Source organism: Pseudomonas sp. Irchel s3a10, from assembly GCF_900187525.1.
Lineage (GTDB): Bacteria > Pseudomonadota > Gammaproteobacteria > Pseudomonadales > Pseudomonadaceae > Aquipseudomonas > Aquipseudomonas koreensis_G.
Genome location: NZ_FYDR01000001.1, coordinates 666153 through 680813, shown reverse-complemented (window position 1 = coordinate 680813; position 14661 = coordinate 666153). Strand labels below are relative to the sequence as shown.

The following is a 14661-nucleotide window of genomic DNA, read 5'->3' as shown; positions in this document are numbered from 1 at the left end:
CACCGCTATCGCGAGCAGGCTCACTCCTACAAGGGTATAGGTGCAACTCCGGGTTATTGCCCAGCCGTCATGGATGGCCGGCACCCGCGAAACACATCCAGCCCCGGCTGATACAGCGCGGTCTTCACCTCAAACAATCCCAGCACCGAATGGAACAGGTTGTCATGGCTCAGATCCGGCTGCCCGGTCTTGCCTTGCAGGCAATCGCGATCAATCCCCAGTTGCGCCAGAGTGTTGTTGCCAAACCACATCACCATCGGCACATGCGTCTGCGCTTCCGGCGCCAACGCATACGGCGCCGCGTGCAGGTACAGGCCGTTTTCACCCAGCGATTCGCCGTGGTCGGAGACGTACAGCATCGAGGTGTCCAGCGTGTCCTGATTACGCTTGAGCAACTCGATGACCTTGGCGAGGAAGTGGTCGGTGTAGAGGATCGTGTTGTCGTACACGTTCACCAGTTCATCACGGCTGCAACTGCCCAACTGGTTGGTGTGGCAGATCGGCTTGAAGCGTTCGAGCGCTTGCGGATAACGCTCGTAGTATTCCGGGCCATGGCTGCCGTCGGCGTGCAGGACAATGATCGCGTGGCCCTTGAGGCTGTCGATGTAAGTCTGCAGGTCGGCCAGCAGCGCTTCGTCGAGGCAGTTGTTGCCGTCGCAGAACGGCCCCGGCTGGTTCTTCGCGATGTCACGGTGCGGCACGCGCAGGCAGGTGCCTTTGCAGTCGCTGTTGTTGTCCAGCCACAGCACCTGCACGCCGGCGCGTTGCAGGATATCCAGCAGGCCTTGGTAGGTTTTGCCTTTCTTGTCGCTGTAGTCCTCACGCGGGAACATCGAGAACATGCACGGCACCGACACCGCCGTGGACGTGCCGCAGGAATGCACCTGGGTGAAGTTGAAGACGTCCAGTTTGCTCAGTTCGGGATTGGTCTCGCGCGCGTAACCGTTCAGCGAAAAGTGATCGGCGCGGGCGGTTTCGCCGACCACAAACACCATCAGCGACTTCTTCTCGCGGCCGGCGGCTTTCGCGCTCATCACCGCGTCTTCACCGATGGCCTGCACCACAAAGTGCTTTTTGATGCCCAGGCGCTGCTTGGTGTATTTGCTGATGGCGTAGATGTAGTTGGTCGGGTTGATGAAGTGGGTGAGCTTGTCTTCTTCGCGGAAGATCGGCGCGTAGGTCGAATAGAACGCGCCCACCGAGGCACCGATCACCAGCACGCAGGCGGCGCTTACCAGCAGCTTGTTGAGCAAGCCGCGAAAGAACGGTCGATAACGCACCGGCCAGCGCCAGATCAGCGCCGCCGGCAGCACGCCGAGCAGCAACACGTAAGCCAGCAGCTTGCCGTTGAACAGCGCAGCGGCTTCGCCGGGGTTGGTTTCGAAGACGTTCTGGATCATCACCGTGTCGATGGTGATCCCGTATTCGTTCATGAAATACGCAGCGCAAGCCGAGAGCAGAGCGACCACGCTCAGCACCGGTTTCAGCGTCCAGCGAAACGACACCAGGGTCAGCAGCAGGGTGATCGCCGCCCACAGGAACAGCCCGAACGAAGCAAAAAACGCCAGTTTGTGCGCACCTTGCAGGGTGATCAACGTACCCAGCGCCTTCCAGGTTGCCAGGTTGTACAGCGCCACCATGGCCAGGGAAAACAGCAGCACCAGGCGGGTGGAGGTGATGGACGGTAAACGCAGTCCTTTGCCCAAAGCCATTACAAACATTCCTCTACTCGAATGGAACCCGCGCAGTAATGCGCGTAACTGTAGAAGAACATTAGTAAAAAATTCGTAAACATCCTGTAACAAAACTCGGGCGCAAATCTAAACCTGTGGGAGCGGGCTTGCTCGCGAAGGCGGTCGTCCATTCAACATTCATGGCGCCTGACACACCGCCTTCGTCGGAACGCCTTCCGGAGCAAGCCCGATTCCACAGGGGAGTCATGATTTTCAGAAGGATTTGCTCACGCTCGCGACCACCGTCGCCGTGCACACATCCTTGAACCCCCAGTTGCTCAGACATTGGCTCTGCGACAGATCGGTGTCGATGTAGCTCAGGCCCAACACCACCCCGGCCAGGTTGTGGGTCAGCTTGACCTCCCACTCCCGATAACTGTCCTCGCCATGCCCGGACGCCGAGTACAGGTGCGGGTCCTTGAAGTCCATGTTGCCGTAACGCAGTTTCAGCCCGGAATCGAACGGCAGCCCGGTTTCGTAACCGATATAGGTGTAGAGCGAGCTCTGCTTGCTGTCGACCCCCGGCGCATCGCTGGAGTAATACGCCGCCAGCTTCACCCCGTAGACGCCGAGAATCCCGTAGACCTCGCTCTGGTTGAACTGGCTTTCCTTGGGGTAGGCGTACTTGAGGTAACCCAGATCGAGGCTGATGTCCTCGCTCGCCTGCCACAGCCAGCCGGCGTAGTAATCGACCTCCTGCCGGGTTTTTAGGCCACCGCCGAAATCGACGTTGGAACTCCAGGCCCCCACGTACAAACCGCTGCTGTGGGCCAAGGTCAGACCGGCCTGCATGGCCGGGTCATTCTGGGTTTGCGAGATGCCGCGGGTGCGGTAGTCGCTGGCCAGGGTCAGGTCGACCAGCACGGCGAAGTCGTCGTTCAGGGGGATCGCCTGGCTGCTCAAGGGCAGCAGACTGGAAAAACCGAGGGCGAACAGGGGCAAGGCTTTCATGGAGAAGTCCCGATGTTATGATTATTTTTGGGCAGTACGAAAACTATGGAGGGAATGCAATCTCGGCCACCCTCACAGTCCCTGTGGGAGCGGGCTTGCTCGCGAAAGCGGTGTGTCAGTCGACATCAATGTGGGTTTGACGCACCGCCTTCGGGAGCAAGCCCCCTCCCACAAAAGCGAGGGGGATCCTGTTGTTATTGGCTGGCGGTATAGACCTGACGTCCGCCGAACCAGGTTTGCAGCACCTGGGTGTCATGCAGGGCCTTGTTGTCGACGCTGAACACGTCGCGGTCGAGCACGATAAAGTCCGCCTGTTTGCCCGGCGTCAGCGAGCCGATCTGCTTCTCCAGGCCAATCGTGCGCGCCGCGTTGAGGGTGTAGGCGTAGAACATGGTTTCGCGATCCAGACGCTCGTCGGCATTCAGCACGCCCAGCGGGCCGACGCGGGTGATGGCCTGGGCCATGGCGTTGAACGGGTTGGGCGACGACACCGGCCAGTCGCTGGCACCGGCAATCGTCGCGCCCTGTTTCAGCAGCGAGTGCGCCGGGTATTGATAGCGAAAGGCGAGGGCGCTGACGTAGGGCTTGATCATGTCGGTGGTGTAGTCGTCGGCACTGGCCCACAGCAATTGCATCGAGGCGATCACGTTCAGCGGCTTGAAACGGGCGAACTCTTTCGGATTGACCATCTGCAGGTGGGTGATCGAGTGAGTGATGCCGCTCTGCCGATCCTGGCGCGCGCGTTCGATGCCGTTGAGTGATTCACGCACCGCACGGTCGCCGATGGCGTGGATGTGCACCAGCCAGCCGCGCTGGTCGATGGCGCTGACCAGTTCGCCGAAATGCTCTGGATCGATCAGCAGTTCGCCCTGTTTGTGCGAGTTGCGGTACGGGTCGATCATCGCCGCGCTCTGCGCCGGGTACTCGATCACGCCATCGGCGAAGATCTTGACCCCGGGCAGGGTCAGGTTGGGGATGCCCTGAAATTGCTGGCGCACCTTATCCAGGGTATCGAGATCGGCCGGCAGGCTTTTCGGGTTGGCGACCAGCAACGCTGCGACGTGCACGCTCATGTCGCCGCTTTCCGACAGCGCTTTGTAGGCCGGCAGCACGCCGACGGTTTTCTCGGTGGGTTTGAGCGCGAACACGGCCTCGCCCGGTGCGGCGTTGGCGGCGGGGTCCATCCACGCGGTGATGCCGAGGCTGTTGTTGAAGCGCACCGCGGATTTGGCTGCGGTGAGCATATCGGCCGGGCTCGGCACCGGCATTTTGGCGGCGACCCGGTCCCAGCCGGCATCGACCAGAAAACCGTTGGGCTCGCCGCTGGCCAGTTTGCCGATGGTGTCTTGTTCCGCAGCGGGCAGGGTCTTGAGCAACGCCGCGTCGATGCCGGCGCGCTTGAGCATCACGTTGTTGGCCCACGCGGTGTGGTGATCGCTGCCGGTGAACACCACCGGCACGTCAGCCCACTCGCCGTGGTTGAAGGTTTTGCCCAGCGCTTCGGCCTGCGCCCAGTACGCTGAACTCATGCCGGCAATGCTCAGCACATCGCCGTGTCTGGCCTTGCCGTCGTCACGCCAGGCGCGCAGGCGTTTTTCCAGTTCGTCGAGGGCGACGACTTCGTCTTCCATGTTGGCCGAGACCATCTCCAGGCCGCCGAAAATCGCGTGGGAATGGCTGTCGATCAAGCCCGGCATCAGCGTCTTGCCGCCGAGGTCGATCACCTGTGTACCAGGCTCGATCAGCGCCTTGATCTGCGCATCGCTGCCGACTTTCAGCACCTTGCCGTTTTCCACGGCCAACGCCTGCACCTTCGGTTGCGAACGGTCGGCGGTGAAAATCCTGCCGTTGACCAGTACCAGATCAGTGGCGGCCATGGCTTCCATCGAGGCAAAACTTACAGCGCTCACCAACAGACTCGGAATGAATCTTTTCATTGAAGATTTCCTTGTTATTGCGTCTGATGGCCAGATTAGTGGCTGACACTGGCCGACAGAACGCCTCCCTCACGAAAAACGTTTTTGCCTGAATGGAAAAAGCATGGACAAGCTGGGTGCACTGAAAATGTTCGTGGTCACCGCGCAACTCGGCAGTTTCAGCCGCGCGGCGGAGCAGTTGGGCAAGACCCCGTCGGCCCTGACCAAAGCGGTCAATCACCTGGAAACGGAACTCGGTGCGCGGCTGTTCGAACGCAGCACGCGGCGGATTTTGCTGACCGAAATCGGCCGGGTCTATCTGGAAACCGCGCGGCTGGTGTTGCAGCGACTGGAGGAGGCCAGCGAGGAAATCGAGCAGTTGCAGCACGGTTTGCGCGGCAGCCTGAAAATCACCGCACCGCTGGCTTACGGGCGGGCGTTTCTCGATCAGGTGTGCGACGGCTTTTTGCAGCAATACCCGCAGATCAGCCTGCAAGTGGATCTGTGCGACGCGTTCGTCAATTTGCTGGAAAGCGGCTACGACCTGGCCTTGCGCGAAGGCCATGACGACTTGCCGGGGCTGATCGCCCGGGTGGTCGGCAGCAATCGCCTGGCCTTGTGCGGCAGCCCGGACTATCTGGCGCGCAAGGGTTTGCCGGTCACTCCGCTAACCCTCGAACAGCATGAATGGCTGCTGTATCAGCACCCGTTGCTCAGCCGCGAGTTCTGGTGGGCCGAGCGCGACGGCCAGCGGCTGAGCCTGGCACAACCGACGGCGCCGCGTTTGCGCAGCGACAACTATGACCTGCTACTGGCCAGCGCATTGGCCGGACGCGGTTTGCTGCACACGCCGCTGTGGAGCGCCGCGCCGTACATTGCCGACGGGCGTCTGGTGCAAGTCATGGCTGAGTATGAAATCGACCCCGACACCTTCGGCCCGCACATTCTTGCGGTGTACCCCAGCCATCGACGGGCCACGGCCAAGGTCGTCGCATTCATCGATTACATCTCGGCATTTCTGACCGAGCGTGGGTTGAACTGACGCCCGTTCCCTGTAGGAGCTGCCGCAGTTCCCGAGTCGTCTTATTTGTAGGAGCTGACGAGTGAAACGAGGCTGCGATCTTTTGATTTTTGTGGATGGTCGGTTTGGGCCGACTGGCGGTGCTTGTCAGTAAAATCCCACAGGAGTACAAATGTACTCCATGACTAATCTCACTCCCCGCCGTACCGCCATCCTGACCTTTATCCGCGAACGCATCGCCGAACACGGTCAGCCCCCAAGCCTCGCTGAAATCAGCGAGGCTTTTGGTTTTGCCTCGCGCAGCGTGGCGCGCAAGCATGTGCTGGCGCTCACCGAAGCCGGGTTTATCGAGGTCAATCCGCATCAGGCCCGGGGCATTCGCCTGCTCGGGCAACCCGCGCGGCCGGAGCTGCTCGACATTCCCGTGCTCGGCCGGGTGGCTGCCGGTGCGCCGATCGGCGCGGATGCCGACATCCATAACCGCTTGATGCTCGACCCGGCGCTGTTCTCCCGTGCGCCCGACTACATGCTGCGGGTGCAGGGCGATTCGATGATCGAGGACGGCATTCTCGACGGCGATCTGGTGGGAGTGAAGCGCAATCCCGAGGCGCTCAACGGCCAGATCGTGGTGGCGCGCCTCGACGGTGAAGTGACGATCAAACGCTTCGAACGTGTCGGCACTACAGTGCGCCTGCTGCCGCGCAACCCGGCGTACCAGCCGATTGTCGTGCGCGACGATCAGGATCTGGCCATCGAAGGGGTGTTCTGCGGTCTGGTGAGGCAAGGCTGATGGGCGCCGTCGTTGCACTCGATACGCTGTTCAATGGCGGCCAGGTCTGGAAGGGCCGGCCTGCGCCACCGGCCGCCAGCCCGCAACCCACCGGGCATGCCGCGCTGGATGCGGCACTGCCCAGCGGCGGCTGGCCGGAAGCGGCGTTGAGTGAAATCCTCCTGGCCGGCCCCGGGGTCGGCGAGCTGCAACTGGTGTGGCCAACGCTGGCGCGGTTGTCGACAGCGGGCGAGCGCATCGTGCTGGTGGCGCCACCGTTCGTGCCGTACCCGCAGGCGTGGGCGAACGCCGGGGTCGATCTGCGCCAGTTGTCGGTGATTCAGGCCAGCGAACGCGATGCCTTGTGGGCGGCGGAGCAATGCCTGCGTTCGGGCAGTTGCGGCGCGGTGCTGTGCTGGCCGCACAAGGCTGATGATCGGGCGTTGCGGCGTTTGCAGGTAGCGGCAGAAACCGGCCAGACCCTGGCGTTTGCCTGGCGCCCGTTGAGCGAGGCGATCAACCCGTCGCCGGCCGCGTTGCGCATTGCCATCGACGCCAGACCGGCGCAGTTGCGCGTGCTCAAATGCCGTGGCGGGCTGGCGCGCACCGCGCCGATTGCGTTTACCGTGGGGCACTGAGGTCGTCATGCGCTGGGTGTGTATTCTGTTCCCGCAATTGGCCCTCGACGCGGTGCTGCGTCAGCGTGCCGATCCCGATGAGCCGTTGGTGCTGCTCAGTGGCCCGGCCCAGCGCCGGGTCTTGCAAGCGGTGAATGCAGCGGCGCGTCAACTAGGCTTGCGCGCCGGCCAGTCGATGACCGCTGCCCAAGCTCTGAGCAAAGGCTTTGCCACCGCCGACTACGACCTCGCCGAGGTCGAACACTGGCAGCAGTTCCTCGCCGCGTGGGCCTATCGTTTCAGCGCGCAAGTCAGCGTGCATTACCCGCGTACCGTGGTGTTCGAGATCGAGTCGAGCCTGGGCCTGTTCGGCTCCTGGGCGCAGTTCGAAGCACGGCTGCGCAAGGAGCTGACCGAGTTGGGCTTCCGCCATCGCATCGTCGCCGCGCCCAATCCGGTGGCGGCGCGGGTGCTGGCCAATGCCTACGACGGCCTGGTGGTGCCCGACGGCGAAGCCTTGCAACATCACCTCGGGCAATTACCCGTCGACCGTGTCGGGCTGGAGCCGCAGGTCGCCACGGCACTGGCGCGCATGGGCCTGCGCAACCTGAACCAGTTGCAAAGCCTGCCGCGTCAGGCCCTGGCCCGGCGCTTCGAAGCGTCGATGCTCAAACACCTCGACACTCTGTTCGGCGCACGGCCGCTGGCCTTGGCGTTCTACCTGCCGCCGGATCGTTTCGATGTGCGCATCGAACTGAATTTCGACGTGCAATCCCATCAGGCACTGTTGTTCCCGTTGCGGCGTCTGACCGCTGACCTGTCGGCGTTCCTCTGCGGGCGTGACAGCGGCGTGCAGCGTTTCGACCTGCATCTGGAGCACGCCGGGCTGCCGGACACGCTGATCAAGGTTGGTCTGCTCAGCGCCGAGCGCGATCCGGCGATGCTCTTCGAATTGGCTCGTGGGCGACTGGAACAAGTCCAGGTCGAGGCCCCGGTACGCGGCTTTCGCCTGCGCGCCGAAGACCTGCCGAGTTTCGTGCCGCAGTTTCAGGAACTGTTCGATGACCGTCCGCAACAGACCTTGCCCTGGGAGCAATTGCGCGAACGCCTGCGTGCACGGCTTGGCGATGACGCGGTGCAGGGCTTGCGCTTTCAGGCCGACCACCGCCCCGAATGTGCGTGGCAGAACGGCGTCGACAAGCAGCGTTGCAGCGGTTTGCCGAGCGTGCAGCGTCCGGGTTGGCTGCTCGGCGAACCGCAGAGCGTGGCCGAAGGTTCAGCGCGGATTCTCATGGGCCCGGAGCGCATCGAATCCGGTTGGTGGGACGGCGACGATGTGCGCCGCGATTACTACCTGATCCAGAACCGCGCCGGTCAGCAGGGTTGGGCCTATCGGGCCGTGGGCGAGGGCGGGCCGTTGTGGCTGCAGGGCTGGTTTGCATGAGCCACGGCTATGCCGAGCTGCACTGCCTGTCGAACTTCAGTTTCCAGCGCGGTGCCTCCAGTGCCCTTGAGTTGTTTCAGCGGGCGAAAAAACACGGCTATCAGGCGCTGGCGATTACCGACGAGTGCACGCTGGCCGGGATCGTCCGGGCCTGGCAAGCGGCGAAATCGGTAGAGCTGCCGCTGATCATCGGCAGCGAAATCCGCATCGACAACGGCCCGAAACTGCTACTACTGGTGGAAAATCTTGCGGGCTATCAGGCCTTGTGCGGCTTGATCACTCAGGCCCGGCGGCGTACGCAGAAGGGCCAGTATCAGGTGCTGCGCGAGGATTTCAGTGAGCCGCTGCCGGGGTTGTTCACCGTGTGGGTGCCGGACAGCATCGATGACGTGGAGGAGGGGCGCTGGCTGAAACAGACTTTCGGCGAGCGTCTGTATCTGGCGGTGCAGCTGCATCGTGGGCAGGACGATCAGCGGCGGCTGGCGGCACTGCTGAGTCTGGCCGAGCAACTGCAGATCGCCGCCGTGGCCAGCGGCGACGTGCACATGCACGCCCGTGGCCGGCGCGCCTTGCAGGACACCATGACTGCGATCCGCCATCACGTCCCGGTGGCCGAGGCCGGATTGCGCCTGCATCCCAACGGCGAGCGCCATCTGCGTAGCCTTGAGGTGTTGCGCGAGTTGTATCCGCCGGCGTTGCTCGACGCCTCGGTGCAACTGGCGCGGCGCTGTACTTTCGAGCTGGGCGAGTTGCGCTATGAGTATCCGAAGGAGCTGGTGCCGGAGGGGCATACCGGCAGTTCCTGGTTGCGCCAACTGACCGAAGAAGGCATTGCCTGGCGCTGGCCGAAAGGGCCGCAGGCCAAGGTGCTCAAGCAAATCGACGATGAGCTGCGACTAATCGCCGAACTCGGCTACGAAAGCTACTTCCTCACCGTGCACGACGTAGTAAGTTTCGCCCGCAAGCAAAAAATCCTCTGTCAGGGCCGTGGTTCCGCGGCCAACTCGGCGGTGTGTTTCGCCTTGGGTATCACCGAGATCGACCCGGACCGCACCACGCTGCTGTTTGAACGTTTCATGTCGAAAGAACGCAACGAGCCGCCGGACATCGACGTCGATTTCGAGCACGAGCGCCGCGAAGAAGTCCTGCAATACGTGTTCCGCCGTTATGGCCGGCAGCGGGCGGCGCTGACGGCGGTGGTCAGCACTTACCACGCCGCCGGTGCGGCGCGTGACGTGGCCAAGGCCCTTGGGCTGCCGCCGGATCAGATCAATGCACTGGCCGATTGCTGCGGTCACTGGAGCGATGAAACACCACCGCTGGCACGCTTGCTCGAAGGCGGCTTCGACCCCGACAGCCCGGTGCTGCGTCGGGTGCTGAGCCTGACCGGGCAACTGATCGGCTTCCCCCGGCACCTGTCGCAGCACCCCGGCGGTTTCGTGATTTCCGAGCAACCGCTGGATACGCTGGTGCCGGTGGAAAATGCCGCCATGGCCGAGCGCACGATCATTCAGTGGGACAAGGACGACCTCGACGCGGTCGGGCTGCTCAAGGTCGATATCCTCGCCCTCGGCATGCTCAGTGCGATCCGTCGTTGTTTCGACTTGCTGCGCCGTCATCGGCATCTGGATCTCAGCCTGGCGACGATCCCTGATAAAGACAAAGCGACCTACGAGATGATCAGCCGTGCCGACACCATTGGCGTGTTCCAGATCGAATCGCGGGCGCAGATGTCGATGCTGCCGCGGCTGAAACCGGCGAAGTTCTACGATCTGGTGATCGAGGTGGCGATCGTCCGCCCGGGGCCGATTCAGGGCGGGATGGTTCATCCGTATCTGCGCCGTCGCAACAAGGAAGAGCCGGAAACCTATCCCTCGCCGGAACTTGAAGTGGTGCTCAAACGCACCCTCGGCGTGCCGCTGTTTCAAGAACAGGTGATGCAGATCGCCATTGTCGCCGCCGACTACAGCCCCGGCGAGGCCGATCAGTTGCGTCGCTCCATGGCCGCGTGGAAACGCCACGGCGGGCTGGAGCCGCACAAGGCGCGACTGGCCGCCGGCATGAAGAAAAACGGCTACACCGAGGAATTCGCCGCGCAGATCTTCGAGCAGATCAAAGGCTTTGGCAGTTACGGCTTTCCCGAATCCCACGCTGCCAGTTTCGCCTTGCTGACTTACGCCAGTTGCTGGCTCAAGTGCCACGAACCGGCGGCGTTCGCCTGCGCGTTGATCAACAGTTGGCCGATGGGCTTCTACAGCCCGGATCAGATTCTGCAGGACGCGCGCCGCCATCAATTGCAGATCCGTCCGGTGGACGTGCGCGCCAGCGACTGGGATTGCAGCCTGGAACCGATCAGCGGCGCGCAACCGGCGATTCGTATGGGCCTGCGGATGATCAAGGGTTTTCGCGAGGACGACGCCCGGCGCATCGAAGCGGCGCGGGCGCGGGGGGCGTTTGCCGATGTCGCCGATCTGGGCGAACGCGCCGCGCTCGACAGCCGCGCTCAGGCGCTGTTGGCTGACTCCGGCGCGTTGCGCGGGATGGCCGGGCATCGGCATCGCGCGCGCTGGGAAGTGGCCGGGGTGCAGAAACAACTGGGCCTGTTTGCCGGGTTGCCGAGTCAGGAAGAGCCGGATGTGCTGCTGCCCAAACCGAGCGTCGGCGAGGACCTGCAGGCCGATTACGCGACCATCGGCACCACGCTGGGGCCGCATCCACTGGCGCTGCTACGTGGCGAGCTGAAGGCGCGGCGTTGCCGCAGTTCGCGGGAGTTGCTGGAGGTCGAACACGGCCGGCCAGTGAGCATTGCCGGGCTGGTCACCGGACGGCAGCGACCGGGCACTGCCAGCGGCGTGACCTTCGTCACCCTTGAAGACGAATTCGGCAACGTCAACGTGGTGGTCTGGCGCGATCTGGCCGAGCGCCAGCGTCAGGTGCTGGTCGGCTCGCAATTGCTCAAGGTCGATGGCCGCTGGGAGCGGGAGGGCGAAGTACGGCATTTGATCGCCGGAAGGCTGAGCGACCTGAGTCCGCTGCTCGATGGCATCCGCGTACAAAGCCGCGACTTTCACTAAACCCCAGGACACCACAAATCCCCCCCTGTGGGAGCGGGCTTGCTCGCGAAGGCGGTGTGTCAGTTGGCAAATAAGTGGCTGACACACCGCCTTCGCGAGCAAGCCCGCTCCCACATGGGGGATTTGTGTGTGTCCAAACAAGCCAATTGATTGGCGTCAAAAATCTCTGTCACCAATGGTGGCACTTTGTCATAATGCCGCCCCTTTTCCGCTCCCCACCGCGTAGCCGTGCCGGGACACACCGTTTTTTTCAGAAGGAATGCACAGTGAGAATGATCTCCCGGATGTTGGTCTCAGGCGTTGCGATTGCCGTGCTCGGCACCCTCGCCAGCTCCCTTGCCGGGTGCGCCACCGAAAGCTCCCGCGCACTGCCGGTGGCCAAGGTCGAGAGCGCCACGCAAGTCTGGACCGGCGCGCGCGTACCGATGGCGGTGGGCAAGTTCGATAACCGCTCCAGCTACATGCGCGGGATCTTCTCCGATGGCGTCGATCGTCTCGGCGGCCAGGCCAAGACCATCCTGATCACTCACTTGCAGCAGACCAACCGTTTCTCGGTACTGGATCGCGACAACATGGGCGAGATCCAGCAGGAAGCGGCGATCAAGGGCCAGGCCCAGCGCCTCAAGGGCGCCGATTACGTGGTCACCGGTGACGTCACCGAGTTCGGCCGCAAAGAAACCGGCGACCACCAGCTGTTCGGCATTCTCGGCCGTGGCAAGACCCAGGTCGCCTACGCCAAGGTCAACCTGAACATCGTCAACATCAGCACCTCCGAAGTGGTGTATTCGACTCAGGGCGCCGGTGAATACGCCTTGTCCAACCGCGAAATCATCGGCTTCGGCGGCACCGCCGCGTACGACTCCACCCTCAACGGCAAAGTCCTCGATCTGGCCATGCGCGAGGCGATCAATCGTCTGGTCGATGGTATGAACGCCGGTGCCTGGAAACCGGGCAACTGATCGTTATTCATTGCAAGGAGCAACACCCATGAATCTGACTTTGTCGCGGTCGCTGCTGGCCCTGACGCTGGCCGCCAGCGCCTTGCTGGCCGGTTGCAGCAGCCCGAAAACCCTGTACCAGTGGGAAGACTACCAACCGCAGGTCTACGAATACTTCAAAGGCGAAGAGCCGAAGGAAGCCCAGGCCGAAGTGCTGGAGCGCGACCTGCAGAAGATCCGCTCCACCGGCAAGGCCGTGCCGCCGGGTTACCACGCGCACTTGGGTCTGCTGTACCTGAGCATGGGCAAGGACGATCAGATGGTGCAGCAGTTCCGCACCGAGAAAGCGCTGTTCCCCGAGTCCGGCCCGTACATGGATTTTCTGCTTAAAAATGCCAAGACCGGAGACGCCAAATGATCTCGCGTACCCTGAAACTGCTGGCCGCCGGTTTGGCCTTGACCGTACTCGGTGGCTGCGTCGCGCCGAAGACCGTGGATTATTCGGCGTACAAGCAGGCGCGGCCGAAGACCATTCTGGTGCTGCCACCGCTGAACACCTCGCCCGACGTGAAGGCGTCGTACAGCCTGTTGTCGCAAGTGACGTTCCCACTGGCCGAGGCCGGTTATTACGTGCTGCCGATCACCCTGGTGGACGAAACCTTCCGCCAGAACGGCCTGACCACCCCGGATGACATTCATCAGGCACCGGCCAACAAGCTCAAGGAAATCTTCGGCGCCGACGCTGCGCTGTACATCACCGTGACCGAGTACGGTACGCGTTACATGGTGATCAGCAGCGAAACTGCTGTGACCGCCACCGCCAAACTGGTCGACCTGAAATCCGGCACCACGCTGTGGACCGGTTCGGCCCGGGCGTCGAGCGAAGAGGGCGGCAACAACAGCGGTGGCGGCCTGGTCGGCATGCTGATCACGGCGGCGGTGAAGCAGGTGATCAACAGTTCGACCGATGCCGGTTTCCCGATTGCTGGCGTGGCGAGCAATCGCCTGTTGTCGGCCGGTCAGCACGCCGGCCTGTTGTACGGCCCGCGTTCGCCGAAATACGGCACGGACTAAAAAATTACCGGCACGCCTTAAATCCTCTGTGGGAGCGGGCTTGCTCGCGAATGCGGTGGGTCAGTAAAACATTGGCGACTGACCCACCGCATTCGCGAGCAAGCCCGCTCCCACAAGGGGAAGGCGTTTCGCAGCCAATTTATTTGGCGTCGGCCAAAACCGCTCGCCACCGCCCGGTGCTTCCGTCCACGCTTGCAATGAGCGGGTCGGCAAATCGAAGTCATCCCGCCCTAATCGTATCCAGACCCTGCATCAGGAGGCCGAAGGCGATATCCTGCGCCACACTTATCGGTGCAAACAGCGCACAACTCTGGAAAACCGTGTTTGCCCGAGGCTAAAGGAGTGTTCGAATGACCGAGAAGAAACTGGAAACTACGGTCGACCGCGTCTACCAAGGGGTTTACCAGGCGATCAGCAAGCGTTCGCTGCGTCCGGGGATGAAGCTGGGTGAAGCGTCGCTGGCCGAGCTGTTCAATGTCAGCCGTACGTCGGTACGCGCCGCGCTCAAGCAACTGGAAGCCGAGGGGCTGGTCACCACCGAGCCGAATAAAGGTGCATCGGTGTCGTTGCCGAGCAACGAAGAGATCCGCTCGCTGTTCGAAACCCGGCGGCTGATCGAGATCGGCATCGTCACCGAACTCTGTCGGCGCAAGGACACCGCAGCGATGCAGGACCTGCGCGAGCACCTGCTACTGGAGGACGCAGCCCACGCGGCGGGCGACCACGAGCAACTGATTTACCTGCTCGGCGAGTTCCACCTCAAACTGGCGCGCAGCCTCAACAACCCGGTGCTGCTCGACTGGTTCCAGAAGCTGATTTCCCGCGCCTCGCTGTATGTCGCCGCACTCGATGACGACAGCCATGAAGCCTGCCGTGACAACGAACATCTGCGCCTGATCGAATACATCGAGGCGGGCGACCAGAACGCCGCCATCGAACTGACCTGCACGCATTTGAACGGCATCGAGAAGGCGATTCTCGACGTCGCCGCGAAGATGAAAACTGGCTACCATCCGCTCAAACACCTGATCGGGGTCTGAACCCGGGCCGCAGCGAGAAATCGGCTATACCTTCAATGAAACCAATGCGGCCGGCGGCGCTCGAAACACAGGGGCGCCGCGTTC

The 14661-nt window shown here is 62.6% G+C and carries 12 protein-coding genes and 1 pseudogene; 9 read left to right on the top strand and 4 right to left on the bottom strand.

Annotated features, from left to right (window positions below):
* Nucleotides 1-53: 53 nt before the first annotated feature.
* From CKW11_RS02995 to CKW11_RS02985, 3 genes are all read right to left on the bottom strand, one after another.
* Nucleotides 54-1712, bottom strand: coding sequence for a phosphoethanolamine transferase (locus tag CKW11_RS02995; protein WP_095136304.1), 1659 nt, complete (start codon nt 1710-1712; stop codon nt 54-56).
* A 234-nt stretch (nt 1713-1946) separates the two neighbouring features.
* Nucleotides 1947-2684, bottom strand: a complete 738-nt coding sequence (locus CKW11_RS02990) for a TorF family putative porin (protein WP_095136302.1) — start codon at nt 2682-2684, stop codon at nt 1947-1949.
* A 194-nt stretch (nt 2685-2878) separates the two neighbouring features.
* Complete coding sequence (locus CKW11_RS02985; RefSeq protein ID WP_095136299.1) at nt 2879-4621, bottom strand: amidohydrolase; 1743 nt, start codon at nt 4619-4621, stop codon at nt 2879-2881.
* Nucleotides 4622-4724: 103 nt separating this feature from the next.
* Here CKW11_RS02985 and CKW11_RS02980 point away from each other — a divergent pair, with 103 nt between their 5' ends.
* The 8 genes from CKW11_RS02980 to CKW11_RS02945 all read left to right on the top strand — a co-directional run bounded on the left by CKW11_RS02980 (nt 4725) and on the right by CKW11_RS02945 (nt 13537).
* The gene (locus CKW11_RS02980) at nt 4725-5642 is read left to right on the top strand and encodes a LysR family transcriptional regulator (protein ID WP_095136297.1); all 918 of its coding nucleotides are present in this window, start codon (nt 4725-4727) and stop codon (nt 5640-5642) included.
* A gap of 151 nt (nt 5643-5793) precedes the next feature.
* Nucleotides 5794-6411 carry a transcriptional repressor LexA gene (lexA, locus tag CKW11_RS02975; RefSeq protein WP_095136295.1) on the top strand — a complete coding sequence of 206 codons (618 nt, stop codon included), beginning with the start codon at nt 5794-5796 and terminating at the stop codon, nt 6409-6411.
* Nucleotides 6411-7028, top strand: a complete 618-nt coding sequence (gene imuA, locus CKW11_RS02970; protein WP_095136293.1) for a translesion DNA synthesis-associated protein ImuA — start codon at nt 6411-6413, stop codon at nt 7026-7028. Before lexA ends, imuA begins: the two co-directional genes overlap by 1 nt.
* A 7-nt stretch (nt 7029-7035) precedes the next feature.
* Nucleotides 7036-8451 carry a DNA polymerase Y family protein gene (locus CKW11_RS02965; RefSeq protein ID WP_095136291.1) on the top strand — a complete coding sequence of 472 codons (1416 nt, stop codon included), beginning with the start codon at nt 7036-7038 and terminating at the stop codon, nt 8449-8451.
* Nucleotides 8427-11525, top strand: a complete 3099-nt coding sequence (locus CKW11_RS02960) for an error-prone DNA polymerase (RefSeq protein WP_218235210.1) — start codon at nt 8427-8429, stop codon at nt 11523-11525. The genes CKW11_RS02965 and CKW11_RS02960 overlap by 25 nt, the downstream gene beginning before the upstream one ends.
* Before the next feature lie 272 nt (nt 11526-11797).
* On the top strand, nt 11798-12484 hold the full coding sequence (locus CKW11_RS02955; RefSeq protein ID WP_177439976.1) for a CsgG/HfaB family protein: 687 nt from the start codon (nt 11798-11800) through the stop codon (nt 12482-12484).
* 28 nt (nt 12485-12512) lie between these two features.
* Nucleotides 12513-12881 carry a DUF4810 domain-containing protein gene (locus CKW11_RS02950; RefSeq protein WP_003225593.1) on the top strand — a complete coding sequence of 123 codons (369 nt, stop codon included), beginning with the start codon at nt 12513-12515 and terminating at the stop codon, nt 12879-12881.
* Nucleotides 12878-13537 carry a DUF799 domain-containing protein gene (locus CKW11_RS02945; protein WP_095136285.1) on the top strand — a complete coding sequence of 220 codons (660 nt, stop codon included), beginning with the start codon at nt 12878-12880 and terminating at the stop codon, nt 13535-13537. The genes CKW11_RS02950 and CKW11_RS02945 overlap by 4 nt, the downstream gene beginning before the upstream one ends.
* Nucleotides 13538-13687: 150 nt before the next feature.
* On the opposite strand, the pseudogene CKW11_RS28750 reads toward CKW11_RS02945, so the two are convergent.
* A pseudogene (locus CKW11_RS28750) lies at nt 13688-13765 on the bottom strand (flavin reductase family protein); the annotation flags it as partial.
* Between the two features lie 122 nt (nt 13766-13887).
* Between CKW11_RS28750 and CKW11_RS02940 the strand changes: the two are divergent.
* The gene (locus CKW11_RS02940; protein WP_095136283.1) at nt 13888-14577 is read left to right on the top strand and encodes a GntR family transcriptional regulator; all 690 of its coding nucleotides are present in this window, start codon (nt 13888-13890) and stop codon (nt 14575-14577) included.
* Nucleotides 14578-14661: the final 84 nt, after the last annotated feature.